This window comes from Halomicrococcus pelagicus (assembly GCF_051917725.1).
Classification (GTDB): domain Archaea; phylum Halobacteriota; class Halobacteria; order Halobacteriales; family Haladaptataceae; genus Halomicrococcus.
Genome location: NZ_JBQBLX010000003.1, coordinates 134293 through 151915, shown reverse-complemented (window position 1 = coordinate 151915; position 17623 = coordinate 134293). Strand labels below are relative to the sequence as shown.

Genomic DNA, 17623 nt, shown 5'->3' with positions numbered 1-17623 from the left:
ACGCACTTATGACACATGTGCAAGTCGTGGTTTCCGACGACCAGAAAGCCCGGTGGTCAGAATACGCGGCAGAAGAGCCTGCGGTAGACTCCATATCCGACCTTGTCCGGACTGCTGTTGAAGAGTACATTGCACGTGACAAAGATTCAGAGCCCTCGGAACTTAACCCCCCGGTTGTCGACGGCGACCTGGATGAAATTGAGGGGCGGCTCGCGAACATCGAGGACCAGCTTGACCTCCTACGGCTTGAGAACGTTGAGGAAGAGCAACTAGAGGAGGTTATCGAGTTTGTCGTTGAGGAGCACTCGATGTACACTGCTGATTATATTTTAGAAGAACTGGGTCACGACGACTACGACGGTGACCCAAGAAGGTACAAATGATGACGGGAAGCGACGAATTCGAAAGCTGGAATCCAGCCATCCAACGCCACCTCACCCGAGTCAAAGCACGGAAATCGGACCACACCCTCAAGAACCGCGAAACAACTCTCCGGCAATGGCGTGAGTTCTGTGAGGAGAACGGGAGTGAGATACTAGAGCCGGATGCCGAACTCATCAATGATTGGCTGGATAAGTTGATACTCGAAGGTTATACCGACAAATCAACTCTCAATAAAGCATATGACTTGTCGGCTGTCTATCGAGCGCTTGCCAATCGCGGCGTCATTGACGAAACCCCATTCAAATCGGTTGACCTGACGTGGCTCTCTAACGAACCAGAACTCGATACTCATTCCGAAGTTCGTTACCTTGATATTGGAGAGTATGAATCGCTTCTTGAGGCATGCCGTAATCCTCGCGATGAATTGATCCTCCGGCTCCTTTGGGAAACCGGAGTCCGTGTCTCTGAGGCCTGCAACATTCGCATTGAAGACATTGATAGAGACAACCGACAGATAGAGATCCAGACGTCCAAGCAGCAGCGCGGGAAGAATCAGACACGCACAGTCTATTATCGATACGAGCTTGCCCGCATGTTTCGGAAGTGGCTTGACGAAGGTGACCGACGGAAGTACCTCTCAGCTGGCGAGTCGGAGTATCTGCTTCTCACTAAGGAGTCGCCCAAGATGCCACCCCAACGATTAGGTGAGATCGTTCATGAAGTAGCTGACCGAACAAACCTTCAGGAAGTCGTCTTTACGGACGTCCGTGGCCAACCCCAGCATCGAATCACGCCTCACACATTCCGGCACTCCTATGCGGTCCATCGGACCAAAAACGGGATGCCGATCGTCTATCTCCAAGACTTGCTTGGGCACTCTGATATCGATGTCACACGGCAGTATCTCAAATTCCGGACGGACGACATTCGGGAGGCCGAGAAGACGTATGCACCTCGGTAGTCTGGCTACTCTTTGTTTCTCTGCATCCATGCTACTGCAGACCTGTTCTGGTAATCGGTCGTAAGTGTTAAGCTGTAAGAAATATTATACTTTACTATGATAGCGCCTGAGACGACACCCTACGTTGCTGCTCCTGAGGTCGGAACAGCATATTCGGCGCTCCTACAATCTCGGCTCCATGGTCTTTTCCCTCACGATTATCATATCATCCATATTTCCGACCCAGTGTCTTCTCTTGATTATCAGAATCTCACGATAGAGAGAGCCGACTGGGAGAAGATTGTCAACGCAGGAGAGGCGCTGTACCCCTTCGAGAGCTTCGAATTTTATGACGGTACTACCGGGGGGTACTGGGTGCAGGACCGTATTGAGGAGCTGTTCAGCGGCATGTACGCGGCCAGGCTAACGGCCCGGCGTAATCAAATTCAGCTAATCGCTGATCGCCTCAAACAGGGGAATCACGGGCAGACAACAAACGCACTCGTTGCGCAGGTCTTCCAGCTTGAGCCCGATCTCCGAAAGGCGACTCATGGTCGACCACTCGCATCGAATATCGCCTGTCTAACGCAACTCCAATTCAAGCCTCGGAGAGAGCAACTGCACCTCTACGCCACGTTCCGGAGCCAGTATCTAGATACCAAGTGCTATGGAAATCTCCTGAGTCTTGCGCTCTTACTCGCGGAGATGTGCAGACAGACGGGGTACGAGCCGGGCTATATTGTCGAGACTGCCCATAACTCGATCTTCCGAGATTCATCGGACGCACGGCGTCTTCACTCAGTGCTCTCTAATGGTGCTCCGAAAGATAGACACGTAAACAGAGAGAAATGATATCGGGAATCAAAACTCGGTGAGGGTCTGCTGGTCTTCTTCTGCAACTCCCAAGCGTTCACGCAGGACATCTTCGAATTCCTCATTGAGTTCGTATCCGATGCAGTCGCGGTCGTGTTCAAGAGCGGATTTTGCTGTCGTTCCACTACCCAAAAACGGGTCAAGTACTGTGTCGCCTAGCTCGGTCGAAATCCGAACAAGCCGGTCGATAAGGGACTGGGGATACGGAGCCTTGTGCAGGACGTTCTGTCCGGCGGTTCCCCGTTTAACGGGATGCCGAAAGAGATTCCCCAGCGCCCCGGACTCGAGCACTGCCGGATCCTCAGTACCGTTCGGGGAATCTGGAGTTGTATTCAGGAATACATCTTCGGTCTTCGATAATGATATAATGTATTCATGTTTATTTACGACGTTTCGCTTGCTCATCCCCGCGATCGCCGTCGGCTTGTACCAGACGACGGTATCCCAATGCTCGAACCCGACGTCTTCGGCGTTATTCGCGATGTGCTGCGGGAGCAACCGGAGGTCGCCCCGGTTCATCACTGTGTCCACTACGATCCACATCGTCCCGGTTTCGCTCAGCACGTCATAGCACTCCGCCCACACCCGTTTCATCCGCTCATGGTAGTGGTCGTAGGACTCGTCGGCGGTGCCAATCTGGGCCTCGTGGCCGTAGTCCTTCAGGTTCCAGTATGGAGGCGACGTGATGATCGACTGGACGCTCCCCGACTCGACATCGCTCATATCTTCGCTGCTTTGGAAATGGACCCGGAGCCCATCCATCTCGACACGACGTCCACTGACAGTTGATTGCTCACCAATATCACTGGTATAGGGAGTGAAGTCGGCATTCGTCCTTTCGGGTTGAAGCTCGACTTCGTCGAAATCCCGCTGCCAGTTCTCGTCTTCTTGTAGAATGGCTTGGAACTCCTCACCAACCCACAAGCCACGGATAAGTTCATCGTCTGCTGAGCCCGCGAGTACACACCGTGTGAGCGCTTCCCGTCGCGAGATAGGATGGACCTGGTCAACCGTTTCGTCGTCCGTCTCGCTGCGGACTTCCTCTACCCACACGTTCCCCGGGTCTTTGCCGTCGGGGTTGTAACGACGGACCTCCGTATCGTGATATGCACTCTGACCGGTCTCGCGGTCGCCCCATTCATTCCCTTCGTAGACGTGCGCAATACGGATTTTGTCCTTGTTGAATTGATACTTCTGTTGGTCCTTCACCAGCAATAGAATCGATTCATAGACCGACTGTAACCGGCCGGTTGAGGACGGTTTCTTATATCGAACGATGAGATTCTTGAGGCTGAAGGGAGCTTCGTCACGAATGGCATCCGCCAGGACCATCGACACAGGCCAGACAGCGGTGTCGCGGTACTCGTTCGGTGCAAACACCCACAGGGTCTCGGTCTCGTCCATCTCGTCATAGAAGTGCTCCCAGACTCCCGCGGTCTCCGCAAGGAGTCCCTCAAGGGACTCGGCGTCGGCGAGTTTTGACGAGAAGTCCACGAGATACATGTTGTCCTCCGGTTTCCCCCCTACCTATTCAATAGTAGCGGTTTCACCCAAATAAAATTACGTCCGAGATACCGACGCAGTTTACAGAATGAAACAACCGGAGGGAACTATCGGTTTAGGTGAATGAGTTCCGCCGCCAAAGTACCGAATACTATAAATCGACAGGTGAGGCCGTGGTTCCGTAGATATAACTATCGAGCTATCAATGAATAAGAGAGATGGGCGACGACTCTTGGAAAGACCACTTGAACCCGTCAAATGTGGATCCCTGGACCGACGATCTCGGGTACACTAATCTCGAAGAGGAGCTGTTCACTACCGAACTGAAAGAGGAGGCGAAAGCGATCCTCCTGACCTTGCACGAGGAACACCCGGAAATCTTCGAGGAGTGGGAGATGACGCCCGAGGAGTACGGTCGTATTGTTCGGCTGGCCGTCGCGTCGTATGACGGCACCGAGAAATCGACGGGGGGAATCGAAAGCGAGCAGCGAGTCGAACAGGATTTCTTGGCGGCCGCAGAAGCGGCCGGATATCTGACGTACCAGGAAGGGAGCTACCAGCAGATTGACTTCGAGGGGACGTTCACGAATCTCAGTGAGACGTTCCTTATGGACGCAAAGGGCGGGGAGGGGAACAGCCTTACCACGGCGGATTTCAGCATCGACAAAGACAGGTCGATTGTGTGGAGTGAGTTGACAACCGGTCGGGATATCAAACCCAGTTCACGCCTTTCAAAAATTATCTCACGGGTCGTCAAGGACGCACTCGATGAGGACGAACACACGATCTCGTATATCGTACTTCGTGACCATGTAGCTGGGCCCGGAACAACCTACAACTCCGACGATGCGCCATACCCCGATATCGTCGTTCTCCCCGAGCAACTCCCGATGAGCCCGGGTGAACACAGGAAGGCCGAGCTCACCGACGAGAATAAGGCGTTCATCAAAATGGTCTTTGATGTTCTCTGTGGGATTGACGATATCACATCAGAAATAGTCCAGAAACGAATCTGGCTTCACGACCTCCATTATAGGGATCCAGATGAGCACGCGAATCCAGTGAAGAAAAACCTCTATAATTATTACCGAAACGATCTTACGATCACTACCAGTTCGATAGCCAGATACCGGTCGGGGAACGGGGATTAGTCGCTGGGCCTGTAGAAACAGGCCTGAGGGCTTCTCGCTATCAGACGCTGAGTAAGACGATTAGTCGTCTCTGTCCGGTCAAGCGCACTCCGTCTGTCCTCTGTCGGGGTCTGGCTAGACCATATCGGCCTGCACCTATCTAATATTCTCGAGTCGAGAGATTTATCGTATAGGATTGGATTCTGCAGCACATGTCGACGGACCCGTGGACGGAGACGCTGGGCTTTACGGATCTTGCGACGGCGGAGCGCGAGCAGACATTGGACGATGTCAAGAACCTTATTCGGAATCTCAGCGAACGCCACCCCGAAGTCTTCGAGGACGAGCCTATCACCCCTGGAGATTATCAACGTGAGTTGAAGGACGCGATCTTCTCGCTCGGGGGTGTGCTCCGACAGGAGCACGGCGCTGACAACGAAGATACCGTTCAGGAGGTCTTTCTCGACCCCGCCGAAGCGAATGGGTCGCTCACTTATACCGACCAACGCGGTGGCGAGCGGATTGACTTCAAAGGGCGACTGGACTCAGGAGAGCCGTTCGCTATGGACGTCAAGGGTGGCGAGGGCCAAAGTATTGGGCACCTGCTCGTCCCGAACAACACAAAGCACCTGACAGTTTGGAGCGAGCGCAACGCACGAAACACGAAGAGCCCGGCGGGACGGTTGAATGAGGTCATCAATCGGATTGTCCGGTGGGGCTTTAATCAGGGCGAGGACGTCGCGATGATGGTAATTCGTGACCCGCCAGCCGGGGCACGGACGGATGATGGCCGGGTGATCCCGGACATTGTGGTCTTCCCGGAGGCGTTCCCGACGCCAGAGAATCCAGACCCACCACTCAGAGACCTGGCCGACTTACGATTCGCAGAGGTCCTCTACGAGACGCTCATCGGAGAGTCGGATCTCACCCATCTAGACATCCAGAAGCATACCTGGTTTCATGATCTCCAACTCCAAGAAACAGGTGATGACTATCGAGTAGAGAAGGACATCTACAACGCCTACGACAATTCTATTCAACTCCGAACGCGTAATATAGACTACTCCCGTATCTCGGACGTAGTATAGAGAGTCCTTTTAATATGGTCGTACGCAGAGAGAACCGCTTCATATGTCTCAACTTTTGTAATTACAATTTTTCCCGAAGAGAAAATCAGGGTGACTGGACCATCAGGTGACCGATAGATAACCCCGGGAAATTGTTCTGGCTCGTATTCGGACCGCTCAAAGCCAAGTATGGTCACCACAGCTGCGAGGTCAAGATCTATATCTAACTCTGTAGTAGCTACGATGTTTTCAATCTGGATTTCACCGAACCCACGATTCAAACCAAGGTCACCAAGCAAAGACATAAATTCTTCAACCCCTTTGACAATCGTTTCCTTGTCCTTGGCTCCAGCGAGACTTGCTCGACCAGCTGGTGGAAGAAGCACCGTGAAGCCAGAGAACGTCGGTGACCGATAGATAAGACTGCGGTGTTTCTCAGGATTGTATTCGCTATTTGGGAGATCGACGGCGAGGCGGCCACGGTCGAATTCCCCTTCAATATCGACGGTTGCAGAGATGTTCGCTATTTCTATCCCAGAGTCTAAAAGCGACGAATGTGTTACTTCATCATCTACTTGATCGAGTTCTACCGCCATGAGCTCCTGGCATAGCAAATGATCTATACCGGCACGTGTCTTTCCATCTCCTACGGCACCCTTGGATATTCGCCAGTAAGATATTCTAAAATCGGTTGTGTCAGTTGAGGGTCAAGTACCTTCCCTGAGATTGGCTCTGGTTCAGAGGTAGTACGTCTAATACATCAGGTCCACATATCGAGGCCAGTCTGTTCCAAATCTGCCTTCTTCCACCGAATTACACTGATGACGATAAAGCTCGTCGGGTTGTTGTGCTGGTTCCCGATGAAGAAATATTTCTGGTAGTCGTCGTCGCGGAGTCGTAGAGCGTCGATGACCTCGTCCGGATCATGGTCCGGGTTCTTATCCCAAAAACGATAGATTCCCCATTCTATGCAGTGCTGATTGTGGTTCCCCTTTGCCGCGCAGTTGGAGCACGTATACTCAATGTATACCTTGTGCGGATAGGATTTTTTCGACTTCAGCTTCTGTCCGGTCATATCGGTCTGAACCGGGTCAGGATTCTCAATGGGTTTCAACTCGACGCTATGGATTTCAGCAGGTTCGACCAATCCCATGCTTTTCTCCTCCTCATTGAGTTTGTTCGGACACGTTTTCGGGATCTCCTTCGTTAACTCGATTCGTCGTTCCCGCTCTAGTCGGTCTACCCGCTTGATTTTCTCGTAGAGCGTATCCCACTCGCGCTTCGAGCCGACAATTTTCCAGCTTTCGTCACGCCAGTCGTGGCTATTGTCCTGTTCGGCCGGGACTTCGATGACGTTCCACCGTCGCGCGTCGGAGTACTTGTGGGTCGGATACAATCGGACAAAGCCTTTCGACTCCGACCACCCACCGAGACAGACTGTATGTCGTCCGTCTTGGATGAACTCGGGGCCTGCCCGCCCGAGGACAACCAGGTCGTCGATGGTTTCCCGTTTTATATCTGTGTCCGAGCCCGCCATAGATATCAATCAAATTTGAAAGGAACCAGTATAAATGTGAGGGAAGGAAGGTGTTTTAATAGGAGGATTGCTTAGGTCCTCGTATGAAGGTAAACGTCGAGAAAATTGACCATCCGCCGTTCCAAATCCGTGAAGAAATCGATGAGGAGCACGTCGAAGAAATTCGAGAGAGCTTCGAACAGGACGGTCAGTGGAACCCCATTATCGTTCGCCCGTCTCCCGATGGCAACTCGGAATACGAAGTCGTTTCAGGGTCCCACCGGCTTGAGGCCGCTCGGCAACTTGAGTGGTCCGAGATTGACGCTACTGTCAAAGACCTTGGCGAAAAAGACGCCCGAGGACTAGCAGTCAAGACGAATCGGATGCAGAAGGAGATGAAAGACGAGGAAATCGGGGAACTCTGCAAGGAACTCTACACGGAATACGATCTCTCCGAGGAAGAAATCGGGAATATCACGGGAATGTCGCCAAGAACGGTTCAAGACAAAATCACCCTGGTGATGGATCTCGCAGACCCCGTCTATGAGAGGGTCAAGAGCGGTGACCTCGCAGCACGAAAGGGTCTGGTCGTCGCGCAACTCCCAGAAGAGGACCAACCAGACTTCGTGCAACGGCTTGAAGAGAACGACTGGAGTCGGGACGAGGCTCGTAACCAGCTCGAACGGTTCGAGAACGACACAATCGTCACCGTTGGCTACAGCGGAAAGGACTTTGACCAACTAATTGAGGAACTCCAGGAGGAAGACGTTGATATTCTCGTTGACGTTCGTGCGTCTGGGGAATCGATGTACAAACCCGAATTCAATACTGACGTACTAGAGAGTCAGTTCAAGAACGTCGATGATATTGAATATGTACACAAGCCAGACTTCGGAGTACCCCAAATGATTGTCGAACCCTACAAGGAAGGGGCGATTGGCGATACTTGTTTCGAGGATTGGTATCTGTGGCATATTCACCAAGACGATAAGTTCGAGGAATTTGCCGATTCTCTCAAAGAGTCTGGCAAGCCTGCCCTGATGTGTATCGAAAAGTACCCGACGCCGCAGGGTGACCAAGACCATTTCTGTCATCGTCACCACCTCGCAGAAGAGCTCATGAAGGCAGACTTCTTCCGGTATCGGGAAGACATCAGCCCAGTGAATCAGCAGCTGATCTGAGGTGCAAAAGAAGCGGTCAGTGCGTCCCTGATACAGACTTAGCAAATAATCTTGTCCAGTTTCCTGGCTCTGCCGATGTTGGCTACTGATGGATTGGTTCTGTCTGTTTAGTACGCCGTACATTTCGCTATGGCGAAAACAGCGACAACTTCGTTGTTCCTCAGATAATCAGCGGCTCAGGCGACTGAGACAGAAAGCGGAAGAGAGTTGACGGAGCTCCTGAACGCGAACGAGCGCACACTCGCTCGCAAGTAAGCATGTCATGGAACGATGCTTGTTCTTTCCGCACAGGATATTATAGAGGATGGGTTGTTCTCTGGTGCCCTCATTGTTGTGAATAATTAATCCTAAACACGAGCGAAGACCGAGGTTTGGTGCCTATAATCACCTTCGTGGGCGACTATAGATCTGGACAGTGGAGACAGACGAGTCGGAGATAGAAGATTGAATGAGGTCTTCCGCTTAGACGTCGAATGGACGATAGAGAATAATAGGATATGTAGAAGACAACAGACTAAGTGGAGTGGTAGAGAAAGGAATTGGTGCGGGAGACAGATTATCGTCTAATGTATTGAGGAATGAAAGTTATGTGTTAGATATCATATCGATGAGTAGCAAGACGTGAGGCAGACACCAGTATAATTGGGCTTCTACTGAAGGCGAGTAGACAACAGAGAAGGCAATAGGACATGTGATAGACTCTATTCAGATAGAATATTGATAAGTAGGACTTTATCAATATAGGGGATTATAATTTGGTGGTCGTTCCCCTAGGCATTACGGTATTGCTCACGTCAACGTCGAGAGAGCCATGCACCACTCACAATTGCCACAGGTCAAAGGCTGCCGCTGATCCACAGCATGACCCCGAAGGGTCCAGCTTTCTTTCCATTGACTCCAGAGTAACTCTGGACGACTGCGTCACACGCATCCAACGTGTATCCCTTTCGGATACAAGTTGGGAGTGCGATCGCACATGCGGCTGTCTCCGTTGACATCCAAGCCAGACCCCCGAACACTGCCCCGTACCCATGCAGCACGGTTGGAGCTCCGTTTGAACAGACCCTTCGTTCTTCCGGGTCTATGGTGTTCGGATTGCTTCGTCTGGCATTTGACTTTGGGATTCTAACGCACAGGACTGATATTGCCCTGCACTCGTCCCGACTCTTTGGTTCGCTATCTCCACCATCCAAATCGAGTTTCCGAGAGGAGACGCAGTTATCCGCTACGACCCTCTCGACTCGGTGGATGTCAACGGAGATAACGCATAGTTCCGAGATAGTCACTCTCGGAATTAAGCGGCAATATATAGTATAACTCACTACCACTTATAGTTAATGGTGGGATTACCTGATATTGAATGGCAAAACAGTCAGCAGAGAACATAACTCGAAGAATCAGTTCAGAATGGAATATATGAGACGGCCACTTCCTTCGCATCTACAGAAGGACCCTTTCTACGGGAAGGTCCCCGCCCGTCATCGATTTAGACAGGTCTCTTCCGATTGGGACATTGATTTGGGATCACCCACGCACCATCTCGGTATGTGCTCTTCCAATGGGGATAGACGACTCTTCCTCGGTATCTGAGAAACCTATTAACCATTAATACGTTTTCTATCTACTAACAGCTGGAATTGGATTGGAGATCAGAGCGATCAGGATAGCTCTATAGTCATAATCCCATCTCCCGGAGAAACGGCTGGATTACGTGAATATTTCGGGCTTTGAAGAGGGAAAACACAAGACAGCGGCGGGTGAATCAGCCGATTACGGGGATAACGGGAAGAAAACGTAGGGGTAACGCGCGTAATAATATACCCGCGCGCGCATTGCCACCTCTACCCGAAAACTAAACACGCGAGATCGGGTCTGAGAACCGCTACTTTGAATTGTTCAACAATCGACAAGAGGTGTCTTGAGGTCTGTTCGGCGTGTTCCGTATTTTTCGGTCTACCGTAGGATGGCCCCCCATCGTATGGTTCCTCAGAAAAATTTTGGGCGTTTTGTCGGCATCCGTTGTCGCTCTACCCGTGGTGAAGATGTCTGAAGGAGTGCCGTGTTCCACTCTCTAGTCCATCCGGGAGAACACAGACCTTCGGAAAATCCTAGTAGAGGATGCGAATTAGAGAGTTAGAATCTAAACATTAAATTTTACCCGCCTGTAATCCGTAGGGGGTAGGGGTTACGGAAAACACAAAACCAGACGTGCTTTCTGAGGCCTGTACTTATTGAATAGAAGGGTGTCATAACTGCCAGTATTTATTTTCCAATTTTATACCATCAGAGTGTGAGCTCGAGGATGTCGGCCCACGTTACGCCCGATGGCCTAAGCCGTAATCACGGTCCTATAGCCGAATTCGAAATCCACCCACTATCTTGCTTACGGGCAGAAGGGGAGGGAAAACACCGCCGTATCCAGTAAATGTAAGCACAAGCGCAAATAGCGCGCGCAGGCGGAATACTGAAATTGAATTATTATTTCCGCTAAGTGAACTGGTTGTATCCAACAGACAACATAGTGCCACTTGGAACTTCTAAGTGGGGTAGCTACGAGGAGACGTTAGGAGCCGTCCCGAGCTACCCCAGATTTGAACGTAGTTACGGGCCGTTCGCCGATCCGGAGTAGTCTCACGGTACTCAGAGGCGCTCCAAAATTATCTTAGGTATGTACCAGCCTAATGAGCCCGGCCAAATGTCCGAGAACGAGCGCGCACTCGTCAGATGTCGATATCATCAACTATGAATTTGGGCTAGTCAGTTATGTTGAAACGGTGGCAACGAGGAGGACTCGCCTGCTACATACAGGACCTAGACAGACTGTCCGGTGTTACCTTAATGATTAAGGTGGAGGAAGCTACCAATGCCATAATGTTTTTGCCAGGAACATCAGTATAGACGACCACTGCACCATAGATGTACCTCCGAACCCTCTCAAATCAAATCTCTAGTTGGCTCGAAATTCAGTGCTGTCTAGGTCTTGGTTTCAGTACTAAAATAATCTTCGCGGCCACCGTAATCAGCCTAGTAATTTTCTATGGAGTCAAATATCTATACCAATTAGGAAATCCACTTGTAGTAAAGATAATTTCGTTGCTCTACAGTCAATTCTATCGGGTGTGGCCCACGTTTGTCTTTATCCACACGACATGGGTTATATTCATTGCGGGCATCTTATCATTTATCGCTTTTCTGCCTTTCACTAACAAACTCATCGTAAACGTTACTGCCGTCTATGCAACAATACTATTCTTGGAAGGTACATTGCGGACCAAGGTTCCGCTCCTAGACGTAAAATTCCAAGAGAACCCTCCTTGGTCACTGGAGACCGATACAGAACTTATCGATGCACCTGAATCTCGGTTTGTTGTGAAACAAAAGATAACTGTTGAAAATTTTGGCGATGACATAGCTGATAACCTCAGTGTAGAGTGCCGTGCAATTTGTCCGGGGGAAGGCATTACTAGAGAATGGCAACAGGTCAACTTCGGTGATGACGACGCACCAACTATTCAGGATAACGATAGAAAGGAGACGGAGTTGGTCCTTGATACCTTCAATGAATATACTGGTCAAGAATATCTAACAGAGATTAAAGCAAAGCCCAACGTTCGCCAAGGGCACCTAACAATCAGAAAATCCCACCACACCGTTCCACGACAGCCTGACACCAAATAGCAGAAATTATGAACATGGAACGATGATAGAAGCTAACACCTTGACCGACGAATTCAACGCAGATCCTACACGAACTTGGGATACTTCCCTCAGCGAGCGACACGAACAAATTGATGCGGATTTAGATATAAAATTGGATGCCTTCGTTGCTGGGGATGAATATAATCCCCTCGCAGTTGTTGGCCCATATGGGGCTGGTAAAACACAATTTCTCTATGAAGTTCTACGTCGAGGATGGAGTCGAAATATCCCAGCACTATACACCGATCTCAAAACGATTTTAGATGCGCATGAGGACACGGACGAGCCAATCGTAGAGTGGATAGAACGGAAGACAACAGAGGAAATCGAGAAGTTACAACAGGGTAAACGCTCTAATTGGCTTCCGGACTTCCGCTATTCAGATCGTGAGGACCAATTTTACGAAGAATTCATACAAGACTCGGACGTATCTACTGAGAAGCGAATTCTACTGATTGACGAAGTAGAGCAAAAGTATGAAAAACTTAATGAATATATGGGGGTGGATGATACGAATCCGCTTCGTGATATCCTTGATAATCTAACGGATATTTTTCAAGTTTGGAGCTTCGGGCTTGTTTCTGCATACGAAGTCATCGGCGAGGCTGACCGGCGTCGGTTCGACGAAGTCCGAATTCCGATTACAGAAGTTGATACGGTCTGGAACCAGCTGAAACAGAATAACAAACCTCCCACAATGTCGAACGGGTTGTGGTGGATTGCACGAGGGCGGGCTGGCTGGATTTCTAACCACAGTAGTAACCTACCTGATGCTTCTAACTGGACTGACGATTCGTTCGAGAACTGGGTCGATGAAGCATCAAGTCATGCATACTACGGCGCCGACTCTATCGCCCCTGTCTGGGGCGAAAAGGGGGTTCCAGCAGCGGAAATACGTGACGCAAAACGGACCGTGTTGTTTGAATCGCCAGCGTATGACGATTGGACAATAAAAGGCACCAACGCGGTCATCCAGGTTTCAAACGCCCACGAGGTACTTTTTGAGGCCATTCGCGACCAACAGACTGTCAAGGGAGATGTGTTCGAAATCATTCATTCGAATCTCCTGGATGTACTCCGAGGGTTCTCACCACCGTCTGCCTGGGTTACCGACGGTGATGAGGTAGAGAAAATGTTCCTCCCCAGCGAGGCTTTCTCGCGCCCGGTGAACATGGAGGGCTTGATGAACACAGTCAAGGACTTCATATCATCGTTCGAGAAACGAGGTGATGATAGAAAAGAAGCGACACGGATTCTAGGGGAACTCGATACTGATTCGCTTAGCAACACGTGGTCAGGGCTGTTCAACCCACTTGAGAAACCGGAAGAATACGATGTGAACGTTTGGACTGTGAGATCACCGGTTGTCCGTGATGCATATAAACCTCTTGCACTCAATCCGGGAGCATTAACAGACAAGGAGACAGCGGAACTTCGTGAGCCACTCACATCCCCTATCCGATACGACCCGCAGGTTTCTTTGGAAGGTGCGAGTCTTGACGTGCAGTTGTGCCCAACAGAAGCAGCATTCAGCACCCTCTGTACGAGACTAACCGACAAATCAGATGTAACCGAGACAACGACGGTGTTACTCCCAGACATTGACCGTGCAGATTGGGATATTCCTAAACACATGGAACGGCTCACTGAGCACAACTTGGTCTCGATCGAGAAAGTCGGCGGGGAACGTCTCTGGGACTTTATTATCCAACTTAATCATTATCTTGATTCCAATAATTACTCTGGCACACTTAGTGAAGAACTCATCCAAGAAACGGTGATACCAGACGCTGCGGAAGATCACACTAGGAATACAATTAACGCGTTGTTCAATGAATTGGACCGGTTAGTAACGGATGCTGCAAGGACTGCACGAACGGCATTCACCGATGCCTACACTCTCCCAGAAATCGAGGGGTTCCTCTGGCAAGATGGTGATTTGGAGGGTTCTACACCGTACTACGGGACGAGTAGTGGCAGCGATACTCCGAAGCATGGATTGGAGTATGGGCTTGTCTTCTCCGAGCGTACCATCGACGCAGATGTACCTCATCAACGACTCATCTCAGGGCTACAACAGGCATATAATCAGGACTATGAAACAACGGAAAAATGGTTTAGGTCTAATTATTTCTTTAATCGCAGCTTCGAAGGAGATGGAAATGGGATAACAGACTTCGTTCAAGAAGTCCGAAAAAAGTATGTCACCGAAGGAGGTCAACTGCGGCGCCCGGTTAGGCGTCTTCAGAAGGCACTGGTTTATCTATGCCAGCTGAATCAGGAAGGCCTTGAACGGATTTATCAAAGAGTCGTAAATATTAATACGGGTAATTATAGCGAAGAAGAGGAACTGAGTGTACTGAGAGACGTGACCGCAGGCCAAAATCAGACAGAAGACTTGTTCCGTGGCCTGCTGATGCAGTGGACTCTACAGGAGAACTATACTCTATTGAAGGATGATTTGGAGTCCGTGTACGACAATCTAAAGTATTTAGATAATCAGATGGATAAGGTAACTAAGCAGGTAGAGACGTTAAACAAAAACTTGGAGCCTCCTGTAGAGATTGACGGTGTGAAGTCGATCCAGCTCCGGGAATCCAGAATTTCAGAGTACCATTCAAATATAAGGGACGTTCACGAAGGAGTCGAATACCTAATAGATTTCATCGAACAGCATCCGAATGTTGCGCCGGCAGTAGCGGTGTTGTGGAGTATCGTGGATAGATATGAACCGATGATGGAAACAGTGGTTAATGAATTTAGGACCCAACTCGGCAGTGTCGAACTCTACCAGAATATTATTAATTTAAAAAGTGAATACAATGCACTCCGACAATGGAGCAATAGAGCAGAAGGACTGGAACACACGCAGGTCACTGGTTCTGAGATCCAGTCATTGGTGAATGAATTGGGGCATATCATTTTCGATTTCCCAACTAGACTGGGGACTACCACAGTTCCAATCGAAGAAGAGGATCTAATCGATACCCTGGATAGATTCGTTCAAGAAGATATTGCCCAGCTGTCTCAACTCAATCAACGGACAGATGGAATTGAACACGAACTTGAAATAGCTGAGAATCTCTCGAAAACAATCTCTAAATCACTGCTGGACTTTGCAGCAAATACGTCAATCTCAGGAGGGCAGCAATGAGTGGTGAGAATCTAAACCGGGAAGAAATTAAAGACCGTCGCGAGGAGATATTCACTGAGCTTGGGTCTAACCTGACGACGGCTCACTCTGAATTGTGCCAATTGAACGATTCACTCGGAGAGTATCGCGAGACACTAAATGATATTGAAGTCAGATATTCTAACCTGCCTCAAGATCAACAGCTGGGCTTTGCTTCATCGTTGGAGACGATTGCGGAGGATGCTGCAGAGGCGGACTCGCCAAGGGAAGTTCTTGACACAAAAGAGGAGTTGGAAGCGGCATTCGAGAATCCGCTCATCAGGTCAGTCCAGAATCACTACTTTACGTTGTATGATGAACTGGGGATTCCAATTAGTGAGGAAATCAGACGAGAGCTAGAGGGGAAGATTCGTGCCACCACGGAAACTGACCCTGAAGAGACACTAGAAAATGCACAAGAACTGCTTAGGAAATTAGATGATTTGGCTGATCCTGTCGATTCAGCATTTACATCTTTTGTAGAGGATAATCTACGGAATATCACAGATCCTGGTAAACTAATATCCGTTCTAGAGGAATTTAAATCACGCTACCAAAGCCTCAAGACGCTATCTAGAACTCTCAGTGAATATGCCTGGGCACCTCCTCAATTGGATGAACTGCACACATGGGTGGAGTTAGTGACTCTAGGGGCGGACATTGATTGCACCGACCAAGCCGATAATATTGAGGGGCTCGCGCAGTCTATCCCCGATATCGTCCCCGTTGAAACTGTTATCGCCAATGAACTGGAAGAACGCATAACCGATCTCCAATCTGGGCCTACTAGCGTCTTCGACAAAATTGAGTCAAATTTAAAGAAGATTTCTGGATATGAAGAGGAATTGGCGGAAGTAGAAACGCTGTCTGAGGTCCTTGATTTCGAGACTGGGTCGGAGGAGTTCATGGAAACTGTCGTGGAGTGGAAGAGAGCGCCACCAGACCGTCTCTCTGTCCTTGTGGAGTCAGTAGAGGTAGTTGTTCGTGGCGTGCATATCTGGCGGGCCGAGTTGAGTTCTGAGTGGCAGAAGAAACGACGAATCGTGAGCGCGTATGCTGACATCATTGAATCAGAACCACCAGATAGTGTTGCAGAGTATGTTGACAAGGAGCTATCATCGGAGGTGGATTTGGCGCATGCTTATAGTGTCCTTGTTAAGGCAAATTCATGGATTGCAGAGCAGGAAAATAAGATCTTAGAACATCTCAGCCCAGATGCCAAGGAATTGTTCCTTGCGATCTCTGAGAATCAGCAGTATGATATCAGTAAAGAGGAGCTAGATGCGTTGGCTGAGTTGATGGATATTGTGGATATCAAAGTTGTGATGGATGAGCGACAAAATTGACGGTCTATACGAAGATGCAACGCCGGATATCGAGTCTGGAGAAATCCAGATAGATGGGCATCCAATCCGGTATTTGTTATACGGCTATGAGATAGATACACTCCACAATTTATTTCCAATCTTCATCACGCACGACGCTGGCCAAGGGTTAGATAAATTACAGAAGTTGATTGTAAAATCTGTAAACAGAAATACCGCTTTTAGCGTATGTGCTCCAGGAAAATACACTCCCCCACCGGTTCAGAACGAAAACACGGACTGTCATATTGAATTCGTTAGGATCACTCCCGAGACAGATCCAACACTGATCGATGATGTCTCAGAAGCCCAGGCAATCCGGTTAGCTAATGATTACAAAACTAAACTCGAAGATGGCAACAACCCATATTTGAATAGTGGAGGTACTGACGACAGTAAGTTCGTAAAATTCTTTCTTGATATCGGCCGAGGCCACTGCGTCCAACTCCCATTTCCCACTAGTAAACCATCAGAAAATGAAGAAGACGAACAGCTACAAACTGTACTTCCGTGTTACATAATAACGGTTGAAGACCCAAACCGGAGGGGACAAGAATTACCTGAGAAGGAATTGGTCACACTCCGCTGGACCTATTCTCTTGTCGAATAACTCCAGTAGTCGCAATATTCCGAATACCAACTCTTGGATATCTTTACCCCTCCTCTCAAACCTCTATAGACGGGTGGAAGAGGCTATCTGTAGGCGGCGTTTTCCGTAAGGGGTAGGGGTTTTACATTATAGACGGTTGATGTTTAATGGTACCAATTGAAGCTGGAGCACACTCTTGAAGAAT

Annotated in this window: 13 protein-coding genes; 10 read left to right on the top strand and 3 right to left on the bottom strand. The window is 49.5% G+C overall.

The window, feature by feature from the left end:
• Positions 1-8: 8 nt before the first annotated feature.
• From ACTF4R_RS10015 to ACTF4R_RS10005, 3 genes are all read left to right on the top strand, one after another.
• Positions 9-383 carry a hypothetical protein gene (locus ACTF4R_RS10015; protein ID WP_440007703.1) on the top strand — a complete coding sequence of 125 codons (375 nt, stop codon included), beginning with the start codon at positions 9-11 and terminating at the stop codon, positions 381-383.
• Positions 383-1345, top strand: a complete 963-nt coding sequence (locus tag ACTF4R_RS10010; protein WP_440007702.1) for a tyrosine-type recombinase/integrase — start codon at positions 383-385, stop codon at positions 1343-1345. Before ACTF4R_RS10015 ends, ACTF4R_RS10010 begins: the two co-directional genes overlap by 1 nt.
• 96 nt (positions 1346-1441) lie before the next feature.
• Positions 1442-2176: a thymidylate synthase family protein gene (locus ACTF4R_RS10005; RefSeq protein ID WP_440007701.1), complete on the top strand. Its 735-nt coding sequence runs from the start codon at positions 1442-1444 to the stop codon at positions 2174-2176.
• A gap of 9 nt (positions 2177-2185) precedes the next feature.
• Here the strand turns inward: ACTF4R_RS10005 and ACTF4R_RS10000 are convergent, their stop codons facing one another.
• The gene (locus ACTF4R_RS10000; protein ID WP_440007700.1) at positions 2186-3700 is read right to left on the bottom strand and encodes a DNA-methyltransferase; all 1515 of its coding nucleotides are present in this window, start codon (positions 3698-3700) and stop codon (positions 2186-2188) included.
• Between the two features lie 218 nt (positions 3701-3918).
• Between ACTF4R_RS10000 and ACTF4R_RS09995 the strand changes: the two genes are divergently transcribed.
• Both ACTF4R_RS09995 and ACTF4R_RS09990 read left to right on the top strand, forming a co-directional pair.
• Positions 3919-4851 (top strand): hypothetical protein, encoded by a 933-nt coding sequence (locus tag ACTF4R_RS09995; RefSeq protein ID WP_440007699.1) that lies wholly within the window; start codon positions 3919-3921, stop codon positions 4849-4851.
• Positions 4852-5042: 191 nt separating this feature from the next.
• On the top strand, positions 5043-5918 hold the full coding sequence (locus ACTF4R_RS09990) for a hypothetical protein (protein WP_440007698.1): 876 nt from the start codon (positions 5043-5045) through the stop codon (positions 5916-5918).
• On the opposite strand, the gene ACTF4R_RS09985 is transcribed toward ACTF4R_RS09990, so the two are convergent.
• Both ACTF4R_RS09985 and ACTF4R_RS09980 read right to left on the bottom strand, forming a co-directional pair.
• Positions 5891-6493: a hypothetical protein gene (locus tag ACTF4R_RS09985; protein ID WP_440007697.1), complete on the bottom strand. Its 603-nt coding sequence runs from the start codon at positions 6491-6493 to the stop codon at positions 5891-5893. The two genes, ACTF4R_RS09990 and ACTF4R_RS09985, sit on opposite strands and share 28 nt — an antisense overlap.
• A gap of 164 nt (positions 6494-6657) precedes the next feature.
• Positions 6658-7434, bottom strand: coding sequence for a hypothetical protein (locus ACTF4R_RS09980; RefSeq protein ID WP_440007696.1), 777 nt, complete (start codon positions 7432-7434; stop codon positions 6658-6660).
• Between the two features lie 83 nt (positions 7435-7517).
• Here ACTF4R_RS09980 and ACTF4R_RS09975 point away from each other — a divergent pair, with 83 nt between their 5' ends.
• The 5 genes from ACTF4R_RS09975 to ACTF4R_RS09955 all read left to right on the top strand — a co-directional run bounded on the left by ACTF4R_RS09975 (position 7518) and on the right by ACTF4R_RS09955 (position 17439).
• Entirely contained in the window at positions 7518-8594 is a 1077-nt protein-coding gene (locus ACTF4R_RS09975; RefSeq protein WP_440007695.1) for a ParB/RepB/Spo0J family partition protein, read from the top strand.
• A gap of 3117 nt (positions 8595-11711) precedes the next feature.
• Positions 11712-12272, top strand: coding sequence for a hypothetical protein (locus ACTF4R_RS09970; RefSeq protein WP_440007694.1), 561 nt, complete (start codon positions 11712-11714; stop codon positions 12270-12272).
• 22 nt (positions 12273-12294) lie between these two features.
• Positions 12295-15447 carry a hypothetical protein gene (locus ACTF4R_RS09965; RefSeq protein ID WP_440007693.1) on the top strand — a complete coding sequence of 1051 codons (3153 nt, stop codon included), beginning with the start codon at positions 12295-12297 and terminating at the stop codon, positions 15445-15447.
• Entirely contained in the window at positions 15444-16811 is a 1368-nt protein-coding gene (locus tag ACTF4R_RS09960) for a hypothetical protein (RefSeq protein WP_440007692.1), read from the top strand. The genes ACTF4R_RS09965 and ACTF4R_RS09960 overlap by 4 nt, the downstream gene beginning before the upstream one ends.
• Positions 16795-17439, top strand: coding sequence for a hypothetical protein (locus ACTF4R_RS09955; protein ID WP_440007691.1), 645 nt, complete (start codon positions 16795-16797; stop codon positions 17437-17439). The genes ACTF4R_RS09960 and ACTF4R_RS09955 overlap by 17 nt, the downstream gene beginning before the upstream one ends.
• Positions 17440-17623 lie beyond the last annotated feature (184 nt).